25 protein-coding genes are annotated in these 23,939 nt (G+C 42.1%); 15 read left to right on the top strand and 10 right to left on the bottom strand.

The window, feature by feature from the left end; genetic code table 11:
• Window positions 1-1,025: hypothetical protein (locus tag J0654_RS14415; RefSeq protein WP_207029815.1), on the bottom strand; the 1,025-nt coding region annotated here is incomplete at its 3' end.
• Window positions 1,026-1,238: 213 nt separating this feature from the next.
• On the opposite strand from J0654_RS14415, the gene J0654_RS14410 reads away from it, so the two are divergent.
• The 6 genes from J0654_RS14410 to J0654_RS14385 all read left to right on the top strand — a co-directional run bounded on the left by J0654_RS14410 (window position 1,239) and on the right by J0654_RS14385 (window position 6,757).
• Window positions 1,239-1,979, top strand: a complete 741-nt coding sequence (locus tag J0654_RS14410) for a carboxypeptidase-like regulatory domain-containing protein (protein WP_207029814.1) — start codon at window positions 1,239-1,241, stop codon at window positions 1,977-1,979.
• Window positions 1,976-2,785, top strand: a complete 810-nt coding sequence (locus tag J0654_RS14405; RefSeq protein ID WP_207029813.1) for a carboxypeptidase-like regulatory domain-containing protein — start codon at window positions 1,976-1,978, stop codon at window positions 2,783-2,785. Before J0654_RS14410 ends, J0654_RS14405 begins: the two co-directional genes overlap by 4 nt.
• Before the next feature lie 144 nt (window positions 2,786-2,929).
• Window positions 2,930-3,448 carry a DUF6702 family protein gene (locus J0654_RS14400; RefSeq protein ID WP_207029812.1) on the top strand — a complete coding sequence of 173 codons (519 nt, stop codon included), beginning with the start codon at window positions 2,930-2,932 and terminating at the stop codon, window positions 3,446-3,448.
• 60 nt (window positions 3,449-3,508) lie between these two features.
• Window positions 3,509-5,821, top strand: coding sequence for a M1 family metallopeptidase (locus J0654_RS14395; protein WP_207029811.1), 2,313 nt, complete (start codon window positions 3,509-3,511; stop codon window positions 5,819-5,821).
• Between the two features lie 83 nt (window positions 5,822-5,904).
• Complete coding sequence (locus J0654_RS14390) at window positions 5,905-6,177, top strand: Sec-independent protein translocase subunit TatA/TatB (protein WP_127138444.1); 273 nt, start codon at window positions 5,905-5,907, stop codon at window positions 6,175-6,177.
• 7 nt (window positions 6,178-6,184) lie between these two features.
• The gene (locus J0654_RS14385; protein ID WP_207029810.1) at window positions 6,185-6,757 is read left to right on the top strand and encodes a phosphatase PAP2 family protein; all 573 of its coding nucleotides are present in this window, start codon (window positions 6,185-6,187) and stop codon (window positions 6,755-6,757) included.
• Here the strand turns inward: J0654_RS14385 and J0654_RS14380 are convergent.
• Window positions 6,723-7,364, bottom strand: coding sequence for an O-methyltransferase (locus tag J0654_RS14380; protein ID WP_207029809.1), 642 nt, complete (start codon window positions 7,362-7,364; stop codon window positions 6,723-6,725). The two genes, J0654_RS14385 and J0654_RS14380, sit on opposite strands and share 35 nt — an antisense overlap.
• Window positions 7,365-7,430: 66 nt before the next feature.
• On the opposite strand from J0654_RS14380, the gene J0654_RS14375 reads away from it, so the two are divergent.
• From J0654_RS14375 to J0654_RS14365, 3 genes are read left to right on the top strand one after another with little or no spacing between them, the layout of a single operon-like run.
• Window positions 7,431-7,895 carry a GNAT family N-acetyltransferase gene (locus J0654_RS14375; RefSeq protein WP_207029808.1) on the top strand — a complete coding sequence of 155 codons (465 nt, stop codon included), beginning with the start codon at window positions 7,431-7,433 and terminating at the stop codon, window positions 7,893-7,895.
• 58 nt (window positions 7,896-7,953) lie between these two features.
• Window positions 7,954-9,222, top strand: coding sequence for a kynureninase (kynU, locus tag J0654_RS14370; RefSeq protein WP_207029993.1), 1,269 nt, complete (start codon window positions 7,954-7,956; stop codon window positions 9,220-9,222).
• Window positions 9,223-9,263: 41 nt separating this feature from the next.
• The gene (locus J0654_RS14365; protein WP_207029807.1) at window positions 9,264-10,412 is read left to right on the top strand and encodes an MFS transporter; all 1,149 of its coding nucleotides are present in this window, start codon (window positions 9,264-9,266) and stop codon (window positions 10,410-10,412) included.
• A gap of 45 nt (window positions 10,413-10,457) precedes the next feature.
• On the opposite strand, the gene J0654_RS14360 is transcribed toward J0654_RS14365, so the two are convergent.
• Together J0654_RS14360 and J0654_RS14355 are read right to left on the bottom strand one after the other, a co-directional pair.
• The gene (locus J0654_RS14360; RefSeq protein ID WP_207029806.1) at window positions 10,458-10,853 is read right to left on the bottom strand and encodes a VOC family protein; all 396 of its coding nucleotides are present in this window, start codon (window positions 10,851-10,853) and stop codon (window positions 10,458-10,460) included.
• Window positions 10,854-11,015: 162 nt separating this feature from the next.
• The gene (locus tag J0654_RS14355; RefSeq protein ID WP_207029805.1) at window positions 11,016-11,705 is read right to left on the bottom strand and encodes a hypothetical protein; all 690 of its coding nucleotides are present in this window, start codon (window positions 11,703-11,705) and stop codon (window positions 11,016-11,018) included.
• A gap of 86 nt (window positions 11,706-11,791) precedes the next feature.
• Between J0654_RS14355 and J0654_RS14350 the strand changes: the two genes are divergently transcribed.
• From J0654_RS14350 to J0654_RS14335, 4 genes are all read left to right on the top strand, one after another.
• On the top strand, window positions 11,792-12,421 hold the full coding sequence (locus J0654_RS14350) for an RNA polymerase sigma factor (protein WP_313783959.1): 630 nt from the start codon (window positions 11,792-11,794) through the stop codon (window positions 12,419-12,421).
• Window positions 12,422-12,610 (top strand): hypothetical protein, encoded by a 189-nt coding sequence (locus J0654_RS14345; RefSeq protein ID WP_207029804.1) that lies wholly within the window; start codon window positions 12,422-12,424, stop codon window positions 12,608-12,610.
• Between the two features lie 34 nt (window positions 12,611-12,644).
• A complete protein-coding gene (locus J0654_RS14340) occupies window positions 12,645-13,475 on the top strand; it encodes a mechanosensitive ion channel family protein (RefSeq protein WP_207029803.1) in 831 nt (276 codons plus the stop codon).
• Window positions 13,476-13,548: 73 nt separating this feature from the next.
• Window positions 13,549-14,094 carry a ClpP family protease gene (locus J0654_RS14335; RefSeq protein WP_207029802.1) on the top strand — a complete coding sequence of 182 codons (546 nt, stop codon included), beginning with the start codon at window positions 13,549-13,551 and terminating at the stop codon, window positions 14,092-14,094.
• Window positions 14,095-14,233: 139 nt separating this feature from the next.
• Here the strand turns inward: J0654_RS14335 and J0654_RS14330 are convergent, their stop codons facing one another.
• The 3 genes from J0654_RS14330 to J0654_RS14320 are packed head-to-tail and all read right to left on the bottom strand — an operon-like array spanning window position 14,234 to window position 17,208.
• On the bottom strand, window positions 14,234-15,766 hold the full coding sequence (locus tag J0654_RS14330; protein ID WP_207029801.1) for a cryptochrome/photolyase family protein: 1,533 nt from the start codon (window positions 15,764-15,766) through the stop codon (window positions 14,234-14,236).
• A gap of 4 nt (window positions 15,767-15,770) precedes the next feature.
• Window positions 15,771-17,069: a DASH family cryptochrome gene (locus J0654_RS14325; protein WP_207029800.1), complete on the bottom strand. Its 1,299-nt coding sequence runs from the start codon at window positions 17,067-17,069 to the stop codon at window positions 15,771-15,773.
• Window position 17,070: 1 nt separating this feature from the next.
• A complete protein-coding gene (locus tag J0654_RS14320; protein WP_207029799.1) occupies window positions 17,071-17,208 on the bottom strand; it encodes a DUF2256 domain-containing protein in 138 nt (45 codons plus the stop codon).
• 141 nt (window positions 17,209-17,349) lie between these two features.
• Between J0654_RS14320 and J0654_RS14315 the strand changes: the two genes are divergently transcribed.
• Window positions 17,350-18,696, top strand: coding sequence for an FAD-dependent oxidoreductase (locus J0654_RS14315; protein WP_207029798.1), 1,347 nt, complete (start codon window positions 17,350-17,352; stop codon window positions 18,694-18,696).
• 112 nt (window positions 18,697-18,808) lie between these two features.
• Here J0654_RS14315 and J0654_RS14310 read toward each other — a convergent pair whose 3' ends face one another.
• Window positions 18,809-19,588, bottom strand: coding sequence for a zinc ribbon domain-containing protein (locus J0654_RS14310; protein WP_207029797.1), 780 nt, complete (start codon window positions 19,586-19,588; stop codon window positions 18,809-18,811).
• Between the two features lie 5 nt (window positions 19,589-19,593).
• Window positions 19,594-20,688, bottom strand: a complete 1,095-nt coding sequence (locus tag J0654_RS14305) for a Nif3-like dinuclear metal center hexameric protein (RefSeq protein ID WP_207029796.1) — start codon at window positions 20,686-20,688, stop codon at window positions 19,594-19,596.
• Window positions 20,689-20,736: 48 nt separating this feature from the next.
• Here J0654_RS14305 and lpxK point away from each other — a divergent pair, with 48 nt between their 5' ends.
• Window positions 20,737-21,735 (top strand): tetraacyldisaccharide 4'-kinase, encoded by a 999-nt coding sequence (gene lpxK, locus J0654_RS14300; protein WP_207029795.1) that lies wholly within the window; start codon window positions 20,737-20,739, stop codon window positions 21,733-21,735.
• Here lpxK and J0654_RS14295 read toward each other — a convergent pair.
• Complete coding sequence (locus tag J0654_RS14295) at window positions 21,732-23,894, bottom strand: tetratricopeptide repeat-containing hybrid sensor histidine kinase/response regulator (protein WP_207029794.1); 2,163 nt, start codon at window positions 23,892-23,894, stop codon at window positions 21,732-21,734. The genes lpxK and J0654_RS14295 overlap by 4 nt on opposite strands.
• Window positions 23,895-23,939: the final 45 nt, after the last annotated feature.

Genomic DNA, 23,939 nt, shown 5'->3' with positions numbered 1-23,939 from the left:
GACGAATAGGTGAATGTTCCGTCGTTCCCGTCGGTCAGGGTTGTCACGGTCTCCAAAGTCGTAACCGCTCCTTCCAAATATTGAAGGTTTACCGCATCTAACGGATTTGTTGGGTCAGCAACATTAATTAGGTTTTGATTGCCTAAATCCAAAGGTACTTCCGCGGCCCCGAAACCGCTCAAGGGGATGTTCGTCTTGTCAAGTTTGGTATCGGTGATGGCAGCATCCGCAATGTCTTCTGTTAAAATGGTGCCATTGAATATTTCATCGGTAGTTACCGCACCTGTGGCAATCTCAAAAGCTGTAATTCCTCCTTCGGAAACATCCAAGGTATACGGAATGTCTTCTCCATTTCCCGATCGGACCAAAGTGGCATCGGTGGCATCAAAAACTTCATTCCCGATAATGCTGTCCTTTTCCGTAATCCCCAATACAGATTCGTTGACCAAGGTCCATTGGGTACCGTTCCATTGAAAAATATCTCCAGCCTGTCCGCTTGTAGCATCGGCAAATTTGCCAATGGTCACGGATTTTGGTGCCAGTAATCCCGTGGTAATGGATGTGGGCTGTATTTTAGAATCCCCATTAATGGATTGTGTCACGATATTGGCTCCGGTGATCTGTCCTACCTCAAAATTGTAATTAACGCTTCCATCCGGATTGGTCGTTGGGGTAATCACCACTGTGCTGTCCCTAGCTTGTGGATTCAGTAGTCTTAAATAATCGGCCCTGGTACTTACGGTAAACGAATTGTCCAGCTCGTCGCAGATGTTTACCCATACCGTTCCGTTATAATAGTGCAGACACTCTTGGTCGGTATTGTACACCATGGCACCGGGCAATGGGTCGATCAGGCTCATTTGGGCATCGGTAACCCTGGTGATCACCAATACGCGGGTAGTGCTTTCCAGTTCGAGTACGGAGGCGGGGTCCAGGTTTTGCGGGTTGTTCCCTATTTTTACCTGTCCGCTGAGGGTGTTGATCAAGAGTAGGCAGATGATCAAGGAGAGAATTGAAGTTTTCACAGTGTTTGTTATTTGAGGATTTCCAAACGTAAAAAACAAAACTAAACTTATGTTTCAATATTTTTAATAAATACCGTCAAAACACGTAATTAGAGGGTGAATGGAATTCCCTTTGGTATATTTGTAGGGTACAGAATTAACAAAAGTTTAGAACGCCTTAATTTTTTTTATCGCCTCCAAGGGTTTTCTTTAACTTGTGCTAAATACATTGAAATGAAAAATATATTTTTGATAGTGTTCTCTTTGCTTGTGTCGGGCTGGTCCATGGCACAGGATACCCGTCAAATGCTCAGGGGAAAGGTGCTTTACCGGAGTTCGAACGTACCTAACGAGAACGTTATCAATTCTACCAGCGGAATAGCTACCATAACCGACGAAAACGGAGAATTTATGATTCGCGTAAAGGATGGGGATCAGTTGGTGTTTACCGCGGTAAACTATCAATTGGAGGTGGTCACCATTACGCCCGAAATTTTAGCGAACAACCGCTTGGTGGTGGAAGTGGATGAAAAAGTACAGGAACTGGACGAAGTGGTGGTGACCCCGGAAAACCAAGAGAGGTTTCTGCAGGTAAAGAACGAGGATTTCAAGGAATTCAATTATGAGATAGATCGGGGTACGGAGGTCGAGAATATCGCCAATTCCAGGATTACCCGTGGGATGAAGGACGGAATCAACTTTGTCAACATATTCAAGGCTCTGTTCAAATCGCAAGAGGTCAACGGGCAGCAAAGGGCACCGCTTAAGGTAAGTGAGGTTCTTAGACATGTTTACGATGACGAGTTCTTTGTGGTCGACCTTAGACTGCCACAGGACAAAATAGACGCATTTCTTCTGTATTGTGATGATAAAATACCTTCGCAGACCTTGCTTAAAAAAGAAAACGAATTCCAATTGATCGATTTTTTAGTCACCCAAAGCAAAGAGTATCTGGCAACCTTGAATGAGGAATGAAAAAAATCTTTTTTGCATTGATGATTTTTGCCACCCAATGGGCTCTTGCCCAAGAGGGAAGTGTCAAAATATTGCGAGGAAGAGTAACGAGCCCCGATAAGGATGTTGTAGGGGTCGTGGTACAAAATAGTACCACAAACGATGCGGTGATCACCGATTTTGAGGGAAATTTTTCAATCCGTGTTCGGGTCAATGACACCTTGGTGTTTTCCGCAGTTCATTTTTTAAGGAAATCTTTGCCTGTTACCGAAGCGCTGTACCAATCCAGCTTTATTGAAGTACCCATGCAGGAATTCGTGAACCAATTAAAGGAAGTGGTGGTGAGCCCTTACGATTTGACCGGGGATTTAACAAAGGATATCGATAGGGTCACCTTGGAAAAGGACGTGAGTGCCGAAGCCCTAAAATTGCCGAATGCCCACCAAAGTATACCCACGCAGAGCGAAAGAAGGTTACAGGAAGCTTCCAGTATGAGCGTAATGGGGGGAGGTGGCATAGGTGGGGCAGGAGGAGCCCTTAGTCTTAATCCAATAATCAATGCGATTACAGGGCGTACCAAAATGCTCAAAAATCGGGTGAACATTGAAAATACCTATGCGCAAACACAACAGGTACAAAGCTTTTATGCCGATTCCCTGTTTTTGACCACGTTGAAAATCCCCTTGGATAAAATTGATGATTTTATGTATTTCTGCGAAGTGGATGAAAAGTTTCAGGTGGCGATAGCCTCTAAGGACAAATTAAGAATATGGGATGTCATGCTGCAGAAAAGCAGAGCTTATCGCAAAAACAACGATTTGGATTGATTTTTCAGGAGTCAGGAGTTGGAGATTTGGACCCGCTGTTACATTGAGCGCAGTCGAAATGTCCCGAAAAAATAGTTTGGCAGGTAAATTGCAGAACGTATCCTAAAACTGTAACATTGTTGCACAATTAAAGTCTTATTGAACATGATGAAACTAAAAAAAGCAAAAATCTGGGTTTTACCTTTGGTAATACTACTTTTTTTTTCTTTCTCATCCGCCCATAAATTCTATGTCAGCGTCACCAATATTTCCTATTCGGAGGACGATAAAGCTTTCCAGATTACCAGTCGGGTTTTTATAGATGACCTCGATAAGCTTCTCAAGGAACGTTATGGTGTAGAGGCCAAGTTGGCCACTCCAAAGGAATCCAAGATTGCGGACGAATACATCGAGAAATATTTCAGGACCAAATTTGTGGTGGAATTTGATGGGGAAATCGTACCATATAACTTTTTGGGGAAACGGTACGATACCGACGTAGTCATCTGTTACCTGGAAATCCCCGATGTCGACCTAACCGAAATAAAAACCATGTCCGTACAGAACGAAGTGCTCACCGATTTGTTCGATGAGCAGAAAAATGTCGTCCATATAAAATGGAAGGGCAACAAAAAAAGTTTTGTGTTGATCAGGGAGAACAATAAAGGAATGTTAAACTTATGACCTATTCTTAACATTTGGTTAAAATATGTTATTTTTCACCGTTATAAAATCAGATAGAAAATGAACAGAATCAAGTATTGCTTTGCTTCCGTGTTGTTCCTTTTTGGAGCCGTGGTTATGGCACAAGAGGGAGACGTTAAAGAAGAGCGGGAGCCCGGACATTACAACCAGAGTAAATTTAAACAATTGTACGAGGAGTTTTCCTCACCAAACACATACCGGTCCGCTTCTGGAGCACCTGGTCCAGATTATTATCAACAACAGGCGGATTATGTAATGGATATTCACCTAGATGATAAAAATGCAAAGATCAATGGGGAAGAGACCATTACATATCATAACAATTCACCGGACGATTTGGAGTTTCTTTGGGTACAGTTAGATCAAAATGTACGTGCCAAGGATTCCAAGTCACCGCTTCGTAACGGAAACGGTGTAAATATTGCCTATACCGCCGGTAATTTTGCGGAGACCTATATCAGTGAGCCATTTGATGGTGGTTTTAATATTGAATCGGTGACCGATAGCAGTGGAAAACCATTGTCCTACACCATCAATCAAACCATGATGCGTATCAATATCCCACAACCGCTAAAAAGTGGTGAGAAAATTTCGTTCGATATAAAGTGGTGGTACAATATTCCTGATCACACGGTAAACAGGGCCCGCTCTGGATACGAGTATTTTCCTGAAGATGGGAACCGTGCCTATGTAATTGCCCAGTTCTTCCCAAGAATGGCTGTATACAGCGATGTGGAAGGATGGCAAAACCATCAGTTCTGGGGAAGTGGGGAGTTCGCATTGCCATTTGGTAACTACGATGTGAGCATTACCGTTCCTGCAGACCACGTATTGGATGCGACCGGTGAGCTACAAAACCGTGACGATGTATTCTCTAGAGATATGATGAAGCGTTACAAGCAGGCCAAAAAATCTTATGATAAGCCTGTGATCATTGTAACACAAGAAGAAGCGGAAGCTGCGGAAAAAGGATTCTCCACAGACACCAAAACTTGGAAGTTTAAAGCTACCAACGTAAGGGATTATGCATTCGCCACTTCCAGAAAGTTTATTTGGGACATGCAAGCCGTTAAAATCGGAAACAAAGATGTAATGGCAGTTTCGCTTTACCCAAAAGAAGGTAACCCACTTTGGGAGGAAATGTCCACCAAAGCTGTGGCACAGACCTTGGAAACGTATTCCAAACACACGTTTGATTACCCTTACCACAAAGCCATCTCCGTACATGCTAAAAACCAAGGTATGGAGTATCCAATGATTTGTTGGAACTATGGTCGTCCAAACGAGGATGGTACCTACTCCGATAGAGTTAAGTATGGTATGATCAGTGTGATCATCCACGAGGTTGGTCACAACTTCTTCCCAATGATCGTAAATTCCGATGAGCGTCAGTGGGGATGGATGGACGAAGGTTTGGATACCTTTATGCAGTATTTGGCTGAGCAAGAGTTTGGAAAAAACAACCCAGAGGTCATTGCTCCAAACGAAAAGTACCCTTCAAGAAGAGGTGACCCGGCCAAGATTGTTCCTTACATGGCAGGTGATCAAAGTTATATATCACCAATTATGTCCAACCCTGAAAATGTATATCAGCTTGGACCAAACGCCTACGCAAAACCAGCAACTGCTCTTAACATTCTTAGAGAGACGGTAATGGGAGAAGAATTGTTCGACCATGCTTTTAAAACCTATGCGCAACGTTGGATGTTCAAACACCCGACCCCAGAAGATTTCTTCCGTACCATGGAAGATGCTTCCGCTGTGGATTTGGATTGGTACTGGAGAGGATGGTTCTACACTACCGATTATGTGGATATAGGTGTACAAGGAGTTAAAAAATACTACGTGTCCAACAAGCCTACCAAGGAAATGGAAAAATACATGGCCGACAGAAACCTTACCGAGGCCGACCTTCCGCCTTTGGTTTATTTGGCTGAAGAGGACAGTGAGGATTTTGCTCCTGAGCTAAAAGGTAAGTCTCCGACTGAAACTTCCCAGAACCTTAAGGAGTTTATGATGGACAACATGACCGAGGCTGAAAGAGCCCAGGTTAAAGAGCCAAAGTATTTCTACGAAATCACTTTTGACAAGCCAGGAGGTATTCCAATGCCATTGATTGTGGAGTACACCTATGCCGATGGTACTACCGAGAGCGTTACGTATCCTCCAGAGATTTGGAGAAAGAACGATACCGAGGTAAAAAGAGTTATGGCTACGGAAAAAGAATTGGTTGGCATCGTTGTGGATCCAAAATTGGAAACAGCCGATATTGATACGACCAACAATTCTTGGCCCAAAAAAGAAGAGAAGTCTGACTTTGATAAGTTCAAGGAGAACATCAAAGGAAAATAGTAAAAGAAAAAACTATGTTAAGAGCCTCGTGATTTCACGGGGCTTTTTTTATTTTGAACCCAATATCTGATTATATTTGTGCCATGCAATTTCTATTTATAAGCGGAGCCGAGATTTTCTTCATCCTATTCATTGTAGTGATGGTGTTTGGTGCGGATAAGATTCCTGGAATAGCCAGGGGGCTCGGCAAAGGAATGCGCCAACTTAAGGACGCTACCGACGATATTAAACGCGAAATCCAGAAGACCGCGGATGTGGATACCGACTTTACCAAGAACATCCGTAAGGAAATCGATGATGTTAAGAAGAATGTAGACGAAGTTTCCGGCTCCATCAAAAGAGACCTTAACAAGTAAGACTCCTATGTGGGAAAAATTGCTCAAATGGGATAGAGACACCTTTATTTATCTCAATGGGTTGGGCATAGAAGATTATGATGTTTTTTGGTCCACGGTCACCAATATTTCCACTTGGATTCCCCTTTTTGTCCTATTCTCAGTATTGTTTTTCCTGAAATTTCCAAGAAAAGAGGCACTCTACATGTTTTTTACCGTGCTCGGGTTGGCCATTTTTATAACTGTAATTACCCATTTCACCAAAATATCGGTAGCTAGGCTACGTCCCAATAATACCGAAGAAATCAATGCCCTGATCCGTATCTTAAAAACCCCAACGGACTACAGTTTTTTTTCAGGACATGCCTCTAGTTCGTTTTCCATAACCGTGTTGGTATTTTTATTTCTGTGCCGTAAAGTAAAATGGGCGGTGCTATTTTTTGTTTGGCCTATCTTGTTTTCCCTGAGCCGCATTTACGTGGGCGTGCATTTTCCGTTGGACATTATTGTGGGTATGTTGGTAGGTTTGTTGTCCGGATGGCTTTTTTATGTCCTGTACCGGCGTTTTATAGCACCCTACTCAAGGTCAGTCCGTCCCTAATGGGCAATAGTACCGTTTCTACTCTCGGGTCTTCTTTTAATTTTTGATTGTACTCAAGCAATGCGGCGGTCGCTTTGTCGGATTTTTGTAATGGCTCCACCACCTTCCCAGACCAGAGGACATTGTCGGACAGAATAATACTGCCGGGTTTGGTTTTTTTGATCACAGCTTCAAAATAGGCATCGTAGTTCACCTTTTGCGCATCAATAAAAACAAGGTCAAAAGTAGGGTTCAAGTTGGGGACAATATCCAACGCGTCCCCAATATGTTGAATGATTTGGTTTCCATGACCGCTTTTATCAAAATATTTGCGTTGCATTTGGTGGAGTTCCTCGTTTACCTCAATGGTGTGGAGTTCCCCGTTTTTTTGAAGTCCTTCCGCCAAACATAGGGCCGAATAGCCTGTGTAAGTGCCGATTTCCAAAATGTATTTGGGGTTGATGATTTTGGAGAGCATGCTCAACACCCGGCCCTGAAAATGTCCTGTGATCATTCGGGGTTGAATCACTTTTAAGTGCGTTTCACGGGTAAGTTCTTGCAACAATTCGGGTTCGTCCTCCGAACTGTTGGCAATGTAACTTTCCAAAATGGGCGATAGGAAATGCATGATTTATTTTTCGCAAAAATATAGAAAAGAACTACATTGGAACAGTTGATAAACCAAAAGCATTCCATGACGTTACCAAAGGTGAACATACGAACAGCAACAATGGAAGACCTTCCCGTATTGTTAAATTTTGAACAGGAAATCATAAAAGCTGAACGACCTTTTGATGTGACCATAAAGGAAGGACCCATCAGCTACTACGACATTGGCGAAATGATCCAAGACCCTAAAGCTCATGTGGTGGTCGCGGAAGTAGACGAGAAAATAGTTGCTTCGGGCTATGCCATTCCCAAAAGAGCGAGGCATTATCTGGACCATGAGTTATATGCCTATCTTGGTTTTATGTATACCGACGAGGATTTTAGGGGGAAGGGTATCAATGCCCAAATCGTTGACGAACTTAAGCAGTGGTCCCAACAAGAAGGGTACAAGGAAATCAGATTGACAGTTTACAACGAAAATCTGCCCGCCATAAAGGCCTATGAAAAAGTGGGTTTTAAAAAGCACATCATCGAAATGCGTTTGGAGTAAATTTCTTTTCGTCACATTACTCCCACAAATCGTATTTTTGATGCAAACCAAAGAGAAAATGACGTTCGAGAATACGCTTGAATTTGCAAAAAAACTTGATGCTTCCGATGCATTGGCTTCCTACCGAAACGAATTTCACTACCCACAGGTCAACGGAAAAGATGTGATTTATTTTACGGGAAACTCACTTGGGCTTCAACCCAAACGGACCCAAAAGTTTGTGGATGATGTGATGAAGGATTGGCGGGAACTGGCTGTGGAAGGTCATTTTTATGCCGATAAACCTTGGTGGGATTATCACGAAAGGCTTGCCGAAGGTCTGGGCAAAGTGGTAGGGGCCATGCCCAAGGAAATTTCTGTGATGAACACGCTTACGGTAAACCTGCACTTATTGATGGTATCTTTTTATCGACCTACCAAAAAGCGTTTCAAGATTATCTGTGAGGAAAAAGCCTTTCCTTCCGATCAATACATGCTGCAGAGTCAGGTCCGCTTTCATGGTTTGGACCCCAAGGATACCATTGTTGAGGTAAAAAAGCGAGAAGGCGAACATGCTTGGCGTACAGAAGACATCATTCAAAAAATCAACGAGGTAGGGGATGAGCTGGCCCTGGTGCTCATGGGCGGTGTCAACTATTACAATGGTCAAGTTATGGATATGGAAGCCATCACCAAAGCAGGAAAAGATGTTGGTGCCATTGTGGGATGGGATTTGGCCCATGGGGTTGGAAACATCAAACTGGACCTACACGATTGGGGTGCTGATTTTGCCGCGTGGTGTAGCTACAAATACATGAACAGCGGTCCAGGGAACGCATCTGGAATCTTTGTGCACGAAGAACATTTAAACAAAGAAGACATTCCTCGTTTTGAGGGCTGGTGGGGCACCAAAAAGGAGACTCGATTTTTAATGAAACCCGAGTTCGACCCTATTGAAAGTGCCGATGCATGGCAATTGAGCAATCCTCCCATATTGTCCATTGCACCTTATTTGGCTTCTTTGGAAATATTTGATGAAGTGGGTATGGATGCCCTGATCGAAAAACAAAAGACCATTGTGGCCTATTTGGAGTTTGTACTGCACGAAATCGATAAGGAAGTGGATAGCACATTTGAGATCATTACCCCTAAGGCAAGGGGTTGTCAACTGTCCGTTTTTTTGCACGGTGAAGGTAAGGCCATCTTTGATTATTTAATGGCAAACGGTGTGATTACCGATTGGAGGGAACCCAATGTTATCCGGTTGGCCCCTGCACCCCTATATTGTTCGTATGAGGATATGTACCGTTTTGGACAGATCTTAAAAGAAGGCATACAGGGAAAATAAATACCATGCATTAAAATGAACCGACCAAACCTGACCAACATATGAAATCCCTTTGGCTAATTTTATCCAACCCAAGGTATTTTGCACCCGCATGGGTATTTACCAGTATCAATATTTGGTTTGGTACTTGGGCCATTTATATCCCGACCGTAAAGGAAAAACTGGACATAAATAAAGCAGATCTGGGAATAGCGCTTTTTTGTTTGTCCCTAGGGGTTTTCACCATTTTTCCCGTAGCCTCCAAGATCATCAATAAACTTGGAGTGGGAAGGGCTTCGTGGTATGGGGTGCTGTTTGTTTCGGTTACGGCCATGTTGCCGCTTATGGCACCCAATTATTATTTGTTGATGGCCGGGCTCTACCTTTTTGGAGCCAGCAACGGTTTTATTGATATTGCGATAAACACCTTGGTCACGGAGATTGAAAAGGAGGATAAGCAAAACTTTATGTCCGCTGCCCATGGGTTCTTTAGTTTAGGTGGTATTTTGGTGGGACTCGGTAGTTTCCTGATTCCTGTAATCGGGAACCCTGTGTTGCACATGGGCATTACCGTAGTTTTGGTTTTTGTCATCAATTTTTTTCTGAAAAAACATTACATCCAGATAGTGGCAGCCCCTGTGGAAAAGGAACCTTTTAGCCTGAAATTGTTCAAACCATTGCTATTACTGGGGATTATCGGCTTTGTGTCTTTTGGTAGCGAAGGTGCCATAATAGATTGGAGCTCCCTGTACCTCAAAGAAATGACCATGGCCCCGGAGATGTTCATTGGAGCAGGATTCTTGGCATTTTCCACTACTATGACCTTAGGTCGATTTCTAGGAGATGGGATCAGTGCCAAAATAGGCCCCATTAAAATAGTTATGCTGGGTGCGCTTATTGCCGCTGTTGGTTTTGTTTTGGTGCTCACGCAGCATACGGTATGGTCCATTGTCGGATTTGCCTTTAATGGCCTCGGCTTTTCGGTTATCGTGCCCGAGTTGTTTCGAATTGGGGGCAATGTAAAGGGAGTGGATTCTTCCCAAGGGGTAGCATTTATTGCTGGAGCTGGGTATATGGGATTTTTGTTGGGTCCCGTAATCCTTGGTTTTATTGCGGAAAGTGCCTCTTTAAACTATAGCTTTCTCTTACTGTTGTGTATGGCCCTCTTGGTTTTTGGGATTACATTTTTCTTGCGTAGGAGGGGGAAGTGAAGGAGAACAAACAATTCCCTGTATCTGACCAACGCAATAGTACTTTTAAAGTTCCTGTACTAATTGAATATTGTTCCCGCATGTGTCATTAAAGATTGCATATTTTACGTTTCCTGCTTCAGTGGGCTTTACACTGAACTCAACCCCTAGCTCGGTCAAACGTTCATATTCGGAGTCTACATTTTCAACATCAAATTGTGTCCATGGTATACCTGCTTCCATCAATGCATCTTGGTACACCTTGGATGGTTCAAAGTGGTTGGGTGCGGGCTCTAATAATAATTCTGGTCCATCTACCCAATCTTTAGATACTAGTATCAACCATCTGTTACCACCACCTAAAGGTTCGTCTTTCTTTTTAATAAAGCCTAATTTTTCGGTATAAAACCGCATCGCCTTTTCCTGGTCTCGAACGGGAATACTAATCAGTGTTATTTTCATTTTCAGTGATTTTTACATTGTGGCCAACTTAATCGGTACCGGTAATTTTATATTATGATACCTATACATAGGAATAGAAACAATGCTTAATATCACCTTTAACTTGTGACTGGGGTAATTTAATACATCCTTTGTGAGTTTTGCTGACTCACAATAACTGCACTACTCCTTGCTTACAGAAAGCCCGGTAAAATATAAGCTGGTACCACCATCGGGGCGGTTGTGCTGTTGGGCCAATTGTAACCCTTCAACATCCACATAATCTTCCCAGGTGGAGACCAAGTTGGGCTCTTCTTGGTTGGATTTACGATAAGCCCACTCACGAATAATATAATCGTCCTTAAAATAAAAATCGTACGCATCACCTGGGGTGTAACCACCTTCGTTGGCATACACAATAGTAAGTTTCTGCATGGGCTCGTTGCTAATGGGCGCCGTGGCCTCTTCGGTATGCTCGTAAGTGTAGTTGCTGGAGTCCCACATTAAATTAAATGGGGCCATCAACCAATATCTGTCATTAATAAAACCGCTATTTGTCTTTAGCGCAATACTGTCCATGGAGTTTCGGCTGTACGTAAGGGTGTCGCCTCCAGATATGGCCGTAACGTTGTTGGTTTTGGGCTCCCAGTCCCAGCTGCGTTCAAAATGCATGGAATCCCGGTCCACATTAAAGGTAAAGGTAATTTCCTTTACGTCTGCCCAATTATCAAAGCCATGAGCCTCAGCAATACGTTCGGGGACAGTTTTTTCAGTTTCGGTAGGTTCGGCCGTTTCTTCGGTTTTTTTGGGTTCCGTTTTACAGGAAGCAAAAATTAAAATAGACAACAGGGCAACGATGTAATTGGTCTTCATATCTGGTTTTTAACCAAATATACTAGGAAAATCTCTTATTTTGCGCCCCATTTTAAAAAGCCTGACCAAATAAATCTGTTTCTGGAGTGACTTTTTTTAAAAACTTGTTTCTAATACTTATAAGTAACCCCGACAAAGCGTTTTTGGAAAAGGAAGACTTATACGTACATCTTTCCGATGAAGAATTAGTGAAACAGATTGTAGCGGACAACGACCCTATGCTTTTTGGGAAGTTGTACGACCGCTATGCCAAGATGGTGTACAATAAATGCTACGGATTTGCAAGATCCGAGGACGAGGCAGAAGATCTAACGCAGGATGTGTTCCTCCAACTTTTTATCAAACTTCGGACCTTTAAGGGGAAATCGAAGTTTTCTACTTGGCTCTATTCTTTTACCTATAATTTTTGCGTGAACTATGTAAATAGGAACAAACAACTCAAAATACGCGACAAATCCATACTAGTTGAAAACTCCGAACATAAACTTACCGAAGAAGTGCCCGATGAGAGTTTGTACGAAATGAAAGCGGATAAACTCAAGAAAGCATTGGAGATAATAGCCGTTGAGGACAAATCCATATTGTTGCTCAAATACCAAGATGGCGCCAGCATTAAAGAACTGGTGAGTTTAATGGACATTGGAGAGAGTGCTGTGAAGATGAGGCTAAAAAGAGCTAAAGAAAGACTATTGGAAATCTACAATACCCTGGAATAGATGGCAAAGAAACACAAAAACCCGTTTAAAGAGTTGGAGGCTTCGCTGCACGAAGTACCGCCCGAAATGAAGCAAAAAGTAATGAACGACATTGCTGCGGCAAAGTTGATCATGGACATGGCTTCATTGTTCTCGATCAATTTGGGAGGAGCTTTGCGTAAACTGTTCCGAACCCTAGGGGAAAACTAATCAACTAACAGAACACTATAAATAAACAACAACTATGGAGACTATTAATGAATGGAAAAATGTGACACTTGATTCCTTATCCGGGATGGGCAAAGAGATAGCATTGGCTTTTCCTAAAATTCTGGGAGCGATCGTTATTTTGTTTTTGGGTTGGATTATCATCAAAATCGTCCTTTTCCTTTTAAGGAAAATCTTAAAACTCGCTAAAATCGACCTGCTGAACGATAAAATTAACGGTATGGATGTTACAGGAAAAGGCGACCTTGAAATAGACCTCATTAAAATTATATCGGGCTTTGTTCGGTGGTTTTTATTCTTGGTTTTTTTGATTGTGGCCGCCGATATTTTGGATTGGAAAATCATATCCAAGGAAATCGGGAACCTCTTACATTACTTACCGCAATTCTTTAGTGCCCTTGCCTTATTGATGCTCGGATTCTATATCGGGAACTTTGTGAAGAAAACCATCAAGCGGTTGTTCGACTCATTGGAATTCGGCGGTTCCAATATTGTAAGCAACCTATTTTTCTATGTGATCGTCATCTTTATGTCCATCACCGCATTGAATCAGGCAGGGGTGGATACTACCATCATCACCAATAACATTACCTTGATTTTGGGCTCTTTCCTTTTGGCGTTCGCCTTGGGGGTCGGCTTGGGGTCCAGGGAGATCGTCGCGGATATCCTAAGGGCATTTTACACCCGGAAAACTTATGTGGTTGGCGACAAAATTGTAATTGGTGGTAACGAAGGAACTATAAAAGCCATTGAGAACAATAGCCTTACCCTGGAAACGCAAGAGGGCAAATTCGTGATTCCGATCAAGGATGTAGTATCGCAAAAAGTGCAGATAAAATCAGAATAGTCGTATTGTGAAAAACAAGTGCGGTAACTTCCTTGGAATTTGATTATTTTTGAAGTCTTACAACACGTAAAAAATGAGTTCAAAAAAAGGAAAAGTTCAGGAATTGATCCAAGAAAAACTGTTAGAAGACCGCAAAGTGTTTTTGTGGGGCCAAGTAGATGATGATTCTGCAAAGCACGTTATAGACAGGTTACTGTATTTGGATATGTTGAACAATAAAGAGATTCAATTGATCATCAATAGCCCAGGCGGGTACGTAACCTCTGGTTTTGCTATTTATGATACCATTAAACAGATAAAAAGCCCTGTTTCCACGGTATGTTCCGGTTTGGCGGCCTCTATGGGTTCCATACTTTTATCGGTAGGGGAAAAGGGTAGAAGGTTTATTCAGCCACACGCCCGTGTTATGATACACCAACCAAGCGGTGGGGCAAGGGGACAGGCCTCCAATATCGAGATCCAGGCAAGGGAAATTATCAAGACCAAGGAATTGGGCGCTAAAATCCTATCAGAAAATTGCGGACAATCTTATGACAAGGTGATGAAGGATTTTGATCGAGACTACTGGATGAGTGCCGAAGAATCCGTGGAATACGGAATCGTGGATGAAATCTTGTAATAAGACAACAACTTGTTAAAAAGTGAAAAGTCCTTCGCAACGTATTGTGAAGGACTTTTTATATATAGACGCCGTAGCGGAATATTCTACTGGATATACGAAGGTTAGGCGGCTATCGGATTTCATAGGATTGTAAAATTCAAAATTGATCGGGCCGGTCAATAATGTTGCGCGCCCTTTCTTGTAACTCGTTCAACTCTTCCTTGCTTTTCTTCTCTAATAAGCTCAACATCATCGACATACGTTGGTTGTTCTTAAAATGTGCTTTCTTTTCCTCTAAAAAGTTCCAGTAAAGGGAATTGAACGGACAGGAGTTCTCTCCAGACTTAACCGTATGACTGTAGGTACATTCCTTACAATAATTCCCCATTTTATTGATGTAATTGGCGCTGCTCACATAAGGTTTGGTAGCAACGAGACCGCCATCAGCAAATTGACTCATGCCTCGGGTGTTGGTAATCTCCACCCATTCAATGGCATCAATGTATACCCCCAAATACCAGGCATCTACTTCATTGGGGTCAACTTGTGTAAGCAGTGCATAGTTACCAATGACCATTAAACGTTGAATGTGATGGGCATAGGCATCGTCCAGACTTTGGGTGATAGCTTTGTGCAGACAGTTCATTTTCGTTTTTCCTGTCCAAAAGAAATCGGGGAGCGGGTAGTGGTTCTCTAGTTTGTTCAATTCAGCGTAGCCTGGCATCTCTTTCCAATATATGCCGCGCATATATTCCCGCCAGCCCAAAATCTGACGGATAAATCCTTCCACTTGCGAAATATGGATGTCATCTGTATGTTCGTAATAATACTCTATAACCGTATCGATAACTTCTTTTGGCGAAAGCATTTTACTGTTCATGGCAAAGGACAGACGGGAATGGAACAGATATTTTTCTTGGGTATGCAAAGCATCTTGATAGTCACCAAAGTAGGGCAACAACTTTGAACAGAAATAATCCAATAGCTTTTTGCATTCTTGGTAGGAGGTGGGCCATGGAAAGTTTTTGGCATCAATGTTACCAAAGGTGTTGACTTCGGCACTTTTAATTTCGTCCAACAGTTCGGTAACATCTGTGTTGAATGATAGTTCTTCGGGAATCTCCGGTGAACCGTCCCATTTTTTACGATTGCTCTGGTCAAAATTCCATTTTCCACCTTCAGGCTGTTCGTTTACCATCAAAATGTTGTGTTTCTTTCGCATCATCCGATAGAAACTTTCCATCAGTAATTGTTTTTTGCCCTTAAAGTGATTTTTCAGTTCATTTCTGCTAGTGTAAAAATGTTCCGTATCAAAAGCTTCTGAAGGAATAGGGATGGACTCACAAATTTCTTGGAACTGTTGGTCCAACCGGTATTCGTCGGGCAATTGGTATTCAAACTTTTCAACCTTGTGCTCCGAAATGGTTTGATCAATAAGGTCCGGTAGTTTCTGGGGATTGTTTGGGTCACCAATCGTAAAGTATATCACGTGATGCCCTTTGTCTTTCAGCGTATTTGCGAAATTCCGCATGGAACAGAAAAAACCAACCACTTTTTGGATGTGGTGTTTTACATAATCCGTTTCCTGCCGCATTTCGGCCATAAGGTATACATGGTCATCATCTACTTGATGTAACCAGCTATGGGATAGATTGAGCTGATCACCAAGGATTAGTCTAAGTGTTTTCATCAAATTAGAATAAGGTGGGTTGTAGCCAAAGGCGCTGGAATTTTTTGTATGGATCGTATCGTTCCGCTTGCCTTTCGGTGTTAAAAGTCCTGTTCCGAGGGTCGTTGCCCACGCCGCTGTTGTACATCCAGTTGCCCCAATTGCTGTGTACATCGTAATCAATGAGCATGGCTTCGAAATAAGAGGCCCCTATGCGCCAATCTTGTTGAAGGTGCTTGGACCAATAACTGGCCACGTTCTGTCGGCCGCGGTTGCTCATCCACCCTGTCTTTTTAAGCTCGATCATATTGGCGTTGACAAAATCATCATCGGTTTCACCATTGATCCAATCGTGTTTGGCTGCCTCGTTGGTGTGCCAATGATAATCCTTTTTAAGGATACCATCGATTTTAAAAATCTGGTTGCCGTGCTTTAACGAAACATATTTGAAGTAATCTCGCCAAATCAGTTCAAAAATCAACCAATAGGTATCTTGATTTTTCTTGATTTCGTTTTCAAAACGTTTGATTTCCCAATAAATCGTACGGGCAGAAATACTGCCATTGGCCAGCCATGGAGATAACTTGGAACTATAATCCGTGCCCACCAGTCCGTTCCTTGTTTTTTTGTAGTAGGCCAGTTTTTTGCTGTCCCAAAAATAATGCTGCAACCGTTTTAGGGCGTTGTTTTCGCCACCCTTGAAAGGAAAGGCAGATCTATGGTCCGCCTCAAAGTGGGAAAACCCAAGGTCTTCCAAACTAAGGGGATGCGGTTGAGACTCCATTCGATTGTCAGATGGGAAAACTCTAGGTTTGTCATAACAAGGTCTTACCTGAACATGCTTCTCGCATTTTTTTCGAAAAACTGTAAATACCTGCGGAATCTGCGCATACGAATCAAAGGGAATATCTTCAGGATGAAAAAGGAACTGGTCCATGGTTTTGTGGAATGCCACTGAGTGGGGTACTCGGTTTTCTACATTTTGAATCACCTGATTTTCCTCGGATGTCCATTCATGCTGAAGATAGATACTGTTGATGTTGAAGCGTTGCACCAGTTCGGGAATCTTGGCTTCCGGTTTTTCGTGGTAGACAAGTAAGGTAATGTTGATTTTTTCCAAATTCTTTTGAAGTTGATGCACCGACTCCAGTAAAAATTTGGCCCTGAAACGTTCCATTTTTTTAAAACCGAACGAATTGACTTGAAATTGTCTCGGATCAAAGAAGTAGACTGCAACCAACCGATCAGCTTTAGCTGCTTTGTACAGCGCTTCGTTGTCCTGAATCCTTAGATTGTTTCCGAACCAAATAAGACTAGTTTCCATTCTAGATTTTGTTTTTTCTGCACCGTGCACTGCAATAGATGACCTGATCCCAATGCTTGGCCCATTTTTTTCGCCAAGCAAAGGGTCTTTCGCATACGGGACATATTTTAGTGGGTAAATACGGTTTCTTGTGTGCCAATCCAATTTATTGTTTAATAAAAGTAACAAAAAATTAAACAAAATATGATTAAGGTTGAGTGAAACCAAGGAATCGAAACAGTTTAACGCGCAAAATGCTTACTTTTATCGCTTTAATCAGAATTGAGCCCATTGGGCATTTATGGCACAGACTCCAAAAAATATAGCCATCATCGGTTCCGGATTGGTGGGTTCCCTATTAGCAATATATCTTCGAAGAATTGGACATACGGTTACTGTTTTTGATAGGAGACCGGATATTAGGACCATCAAGTTTTCGGGAAGATCCATCAACTTGGCTATGAGCAATAGAGGGTGGCGCTCCTTGGATGAGGTAGGTATTGGTGATAAAATCAAAGACTTGGCAATTCCGTTGGATAAGCGTGCCATGCATGTGAACGATAAACCCGTGTATTTTCAAAAGTATGGGAAGGATGGAGAGGCTATTTGGTCCATATCCCGAGGTATCCTCAATAAGCGGATGATCGATCTTGCAGAAGAGGAAGGAGCTACTTTTCGATTTAATGAAAAGGTCTGGGATGTGAATTTGCCCGAGGCCAAAATCTATACGGGCGAAACGGAAAAAAGTGAGTGGAAGGAGTATCAGTATGATTTGATTTTTGGTTGTGATGGTGCTTTTTCGAGGGTTCGCCATAAAATGCAACGTAGGAGTAGGTTTAATTACTCGCAGCATTTTATCGATGTGGGCTATAAGGAGCTTACTATACCCGCCAACGAGGATGGAACGCACAAGCTGGACAAAAACTCGTTCCATATTTGGCCGCGCGGAGAGTTCATGCTCATAGCCATGCCCAATATTGATGGTAGTTTTACCTGTACCTTGTTTTTGCCTTTTGAAGGAGAAATTTCCTTTGAGAGCATAACTACGGTCGATGATGCCAAGGCGTTTTTTGAAAAATATTTTCCGAACGTTCGCAAGGAAATAGAAGATTTGACCAAAGACTTTTTTACCAATCCCACCAGTGCCATGGTTACCATGAAGTGTTATCCATGGACTTATTGGAACAAAGTGGCTCTTGTGGGGGATTCGGCGCACGCTATTGTCCCTTTTTATGGACAAGGGATGAACGCCGGTTTTGAAGATATCTACGTGCTCAACCAGCTCATGGAAAAGCATGGGGATGATTGGGATACCATTTTTTCCGAATACCAGGAGGAACGGAAACCCAATGCAGATGCCATTGCCGAACTAAGTTACCGGAACTTTGTGGAAATGAGCAGTAGAACTGCCGACCCAAAGTTTTTGTTACAGAAAAAAATTGAAAAGCATTTTGCTGGCAAACACCCAGAAAAATGGGTACCTGTTTACAGTCGTGTTACTTTTTCGGATAAACCTTATTCCGAGGCATTGGCAATTGGTGATTTGCAGGAAGAAATTATGAAAGAGGTAATGAAAACGCCCCATATTGAAGAAAAATGGGACTCTCAAGAAGTAGAGGATAAAATCCTGGAACTTTTAGATAAGTAGATAGTCAATTGCCAAGTCGAGGCAGTCAAGATATCTATTTTGATAAAACCTATAGCATTAAAAAAGCCACCTTAAAAAGGTGGCTTTTTTTTAATTTCTTACGTAATGGAAATTAGATTTTGGCAAAAAGTTTTTGCATTCTTTCCTGCTCTTCTTCGGCCAAAAGAGGGTCTACCAAAATTCTTCCACTGTGCTCATCAGTAATGATTTTTTTACGGGATGCAATCTCTACCTGCACCTGTGGTGGAATGGTAAAGAAAGAGCCACCAGAAGCTCCACGCTCAACAGGAACCACGGCCAAACCGTTTTTCACATTGTGACGGATTCTTTTATATGCCTTGATCAAACGCTCTTCGATTTTGTCTTCGTATTCTTCCGACTTCTTTAAAAGGGCTTTTTCTTCTTTTTCAGTTTCTGCAAGAATGGCGTCGAGTTCACCTTTTTTATGCTTCAAGTGACCTTCACGTTCAGATAATTTCTCTTTGGTTACGGAAATCACCTCTTTTTTCTGCTCAATCTGTGCTTTGAACTCTTTAATGTTCTTTTCGGCCAATTGAATCTCCAACTCTTGGAACTCCACTTCTTTGCTCAAGGAATTGAACTCGCGGCTGTTCCTTACGTTTTTTTGCTGCTCGCTATATTTTTTGATTAGCGCCTTGGACTCGTCGATAAGATTCTTTTTGGCAGTAATCTCAAAGTTGATGGTCTCAACATCCGTTTTCAATTTGTCCATTCTGGTTTTAAGACCAAGAACTTCGTCTTCCAAGTCTTGTACTTCCAAAGGCAATTCGCCTCTAACATTGCGGATTTCATCCACTCTGGAATCAATAAGCTGTAAATCGTACAGTGCTCTCAACTTTTCTTCCACAGTGCTTTCTTTCTTGTTCGCCATATATTTTATAAATACTTGATGGGATTCGTTATACTCTCCGATAAAGAGACTGCAAAATTAGGAATTTTTTTCGTAAGATAATCAACCAATAAATCTTTTGTAAACTGCTCAGTTTCAAAGTGCCCAATATCTGCAACCACCAATTGATTTTCGGCTTGGTAAAAATCGTGATATTTAAGGTCGGCCGTAACATAAATATCGGCACCCGATTTCTTTGCGGCGCCAATGGCAAACGCTCCGCTCCCCCCTAATACAGCGACTTTTCTAACTTTATTTCCGAGTAGTTCGGAATACCTTACTACAGAAGCATTCATCCGTTCTTTGACCGAAAGTAAAAATTCTTTTTCGCTCATTTCGGTTTCAAGAATCCCTATCATGCCCATCCCCAAGTCTTGATTGGTGTTTTCCAAAGTGAGTACCTCATAGGCCACTTCTTCATAAGGGTGGACTTCAAAAAGAGCTTTTAGGATACTTTTTTCTTTTTCAAATGAATAGATGACGTTGATCTGGGTTTCTTTTTCATAATGTAGCTCACCAACTTTTCCAATGGCTGGATTAGCATCGTTTTCTGCCTTAAAGCTTCCGGTGCCTTCCAGACTATAGCTACAATTGCTATACTTACCAATTTCCCCAGCACCTGCCGAGAAGAGGGCAAGTTTTATCTTTTCCGCATCGGCATTGGGGGCATAGGTGGTCAATTTTTTGATGCTTTTTGCCCTTGGGATGAGGATTTCTGGATTTTTGATTCCTAAAACCTCACAAATTTTCGCATTCACCCCCATTTTGCTGTTGTCCAATGCGGTATGCATACTGTAAATGGCAATATTGTTGGCGATGGCCTTAAGTACAACGCGCTCTACGTAATTGCTCCCTGTCAATCTTTTCAATCCCTTAAAAATTATAGGGTGAAAGCTTACGATAAGGTTGCTTTTTTTTTCGATGGCTTCGTCCACTACATTTTCCAAAGTGTCGAGGGTCACTAGAACCCCATTAACCTCCATGTTCGGGTCGCCGACTAGAAGGCCTACATTGTCAAAATCCTCGGCATGGGCCAAAGGAGCCAATTCCTCCAGGATTTTTGCTATCTCGTTAACCGTCATTTTAAAAATGTTAAGTGGGCTAAAGATAAAATATTATATTTTCGTTCAATGCTTCAATTGCTCCGGAAAATAGCGTTCCCCATTTCGTTGGTCTATGCCCTTGTGGTTTATGTTCGAAACTTCTTGTTCGATATTGGTGTGTTTTCGTCCAAATCGTACAAAACAACTACCATTTGTGTGGGCAACTTGAGTGTTGGGGGTACCGGTAAAACCCCAATGACGGAATATTTGCTACGGATATTGGAAAACCGAAAAACTGCTGTCCTGAGCAGGGGCTACAAGCGTAAATCCGAGGGTTTTTACTTGGCAGATGCTCAAAGTACGGTTTTGGAATTGGGGGACGAACCTTATCAGATCCATCAAAAATTTCCCAAGGTAACGGTTGCCGTGGATGCTGATCGGCGGAATGGTATCGAAAAACTACAGGATTTGGTCGACCCAGATGTTATTGTTCTCGATGATGCTTTTCAGCATAGAAAGGTGAAGCCGACTTTTTCGATACTGCTCTCTACCTACCATAATTTATATATCAATGATTGGTATTTGCCCACTGGAAATCTTCGAGATGCCAAAAAGCAAGCACATCGCGCCAACTTGATTGTTGTAACCAAATGTCCCGTTGGTATTTCCGAAGAGGAAAAGAAGGCCATTACATCAAAACTTAAACCCAAAAAGCATCAAAAGGTGTTATTTGCCACTATAACCTATCATGATCTTGTATCTGATGGGGACGAGGAAAAGATACCATTAGCTCAATTAAGTGATAAGCAAGTGGCTTTAGTGACGGGAATCGCTTCGCCAGCACCTTTGGTTCAGCATCTGCGTACGGTGGGGGTTCGTTTTAAACATTTCCAGTTCGGGGACCACCATCATTTCTCCGATAAGGAAATTGAACTATTCAAGGATTATGAGCTGATATTGACCACCGAAAAGGATTTTGTCCGCTTAAAAGGGAGGGTCGGAAAACTATATTTTTTGGAAATAGCACATAGTTTTTCCAAAGAGGATGAAACGGTGTTGAAAAATGCTATTGAAGCCTTGTTTTAGACGGAACCTTGCATTTTGCTCCTAAAAATATTCTCTCCTATTTTTTGGTAGAACACTTCGGGCTTAAATGGTTTGGTGACCACATCGTTACAGCCAGCTTCATAGAAACTGTCCAAACTGTCATCCAAAGAAATAGCGGTAAGGGCAATTATGGGGATGTTTGTATCAAATTTTCGAATCTGTCGCGTTGCCTCTTCACCGCTGATACCCGGCATGTGAATATCCATTAGAATGGCATCGTAGGTGTTTTTTTGGGCCAAATCAATTGCTTCATTACCATTGTTGGCAATATCGCAGGTAATTTCTTTTTTGGTGAGCATTTTTTTGGTGATCACCTGGTTGATTTTGTTGTCCTCAACCACTAGAACGTGTAATCCCTTGAATTGGAATTCCTCTGGATTGAGTTCAAAAACAACTTCTTCTCCCTGTTTGCTTTCGTAATCCAAATCCATTTCAAAATAGAAAGAACTTCCATGGCCCAATTCACTCTCCAAGTGAATGGTACTGCCAAACAAGCCCAAAAGACTTTTTACAATGGTCAATCCAAGACCTGTTCCTCCATATTCCCGATTGATTTGGATAGAGCCCTGCTCAAAACTTTCAAAGATGTTTTTCTGCTGCTCTTCGGAAATACCGATACCGTTGTCCCTTACCTCAAAATATAATTTTACGTGATCTTCATCTTTGTTGAGCATTTTGGCAATGACCTCTACCTTGCCATTTTTGGTGAATTTAAGGGCGTTGCCCACCAAGTTCATGAAAATTTGGGATAGTTTTATCGGGTCTCCCAAGAGCTTTCCTGGTATCTTGGGGTCATAATCCAAGATAAGCTCTGTGTTCTTTTCGTTGGCATTCTGATGAAGGGATTCTACAACATCGGTCAGCACTTTGTGCAATTTGAATTCTATACTGAGCGGCTCAAGTTTATCAGCATCAATTTTATTGATTTGCAGGATATCGTTAATGAAATTGAGCAGGTATTCCCCGGAAAATTTTAACGATTTTAAATGTTCCTTTTGGTGTTCGGAGGGGTTTTCTTCCAACAATAAATGCGTGAGCCCTGTTACCGCGTATAGGGGTGTTCGTAACTCGTGCGTAACGGTGGACAGGAAATTTGTTTTGGCCTCCATGGCAGAAACCGCGGCATCCCTTGCCAACTCCAATTCCTTGTTTTTAGTGTAGAGTAGATCGTTGGTTTTGAGTTTTATTTGGTTGTTCCTGAACAATGAAACCGCTAACAGGGATATAATGGTCAAAAAGGCGGAGGTTAATATGGCCGTTATTTCCGAACGGTTTTTGGATTCGCTCAACTCCTCGTTTTTGGCTTGGAGTTTGTTCAATTCGTTCATTTGATGGTCAAAACGGGTTTTGTCGGCTGTATCCGCATCCAACTGAACTTTTTCTATGTTGAATATGGAATCCTTGATTTGGGCCAAACCTTTTGAATATCTCAGTGCCTCGCGATAATTGCCATCCGCTTCGTATATGGATGATAATTGTTCGAAAGCATTTTTGATTTCTTTGGAGAAACCGTGTTTTTCTGCCAGTTCCAAAGCCGCTTTGGAATGGATTACCCCTTCTTCAAGATCATCTAGGGTGACGCTTATTTTTCCCAATTCCAAGTTCGCTCGGGTGGCCAGGTATGCACGCTCTTCATTATCTGAATTTACAATGAGGGCATGCAGGTTCTTAATGGCATCATCAAATTTTTCAATATTGCTGTAGATGTTGGCCTCAAGTAAAAGTATATTGTTGGTGAGGTTTCTGTTATTGCTGACTTTTCTGGCTTCCTCCAGTTGTTTCAGGGCTTGAAAATTATTGCCTTCATCAAATCTGAGGGCGGCATCCATATATAATTGAAATGCTTCTCCTAGCGGATAGGGGTTATCTTTCAAATAATAAGAAGCCCTGCTCCAGTAAAATTCGGAAGTTTCCCTATCACCCTCTTCCAAGAGCAGTTTTGACATCTGTTGATAAATGTCGATCAAAAGATTGGTGTCTTCGTTCCTCTCGGCAATATTGGCAGCCTTGTTCAACGTTTCTAAGGCTTTGTCTACTTTGTTCTTATGGCGATATTGTATAAACTCATTTAATATGTCGTTTACATTCGATATGGAATTTTCTTCGCTTTGGGCAAAAGAGAGTTGGGTACATAGCATTATGCACAGTAGAAATGGCAATTTTTTGCCCAGACTTTTATTAAC

The sequence above is a fragment of the Flagellimonas profundi genome (assembly GCF_017313275.1).
GTDB lineage: Bacteria > Bacteroidota > Bacteroidia > Flavobacteriales > Flavobacteriaceae > Flagellimonas > Flagellimonas profundi.
This window is presented reverse-complemented; position numbering and strand designations above follow the sequence as displayed.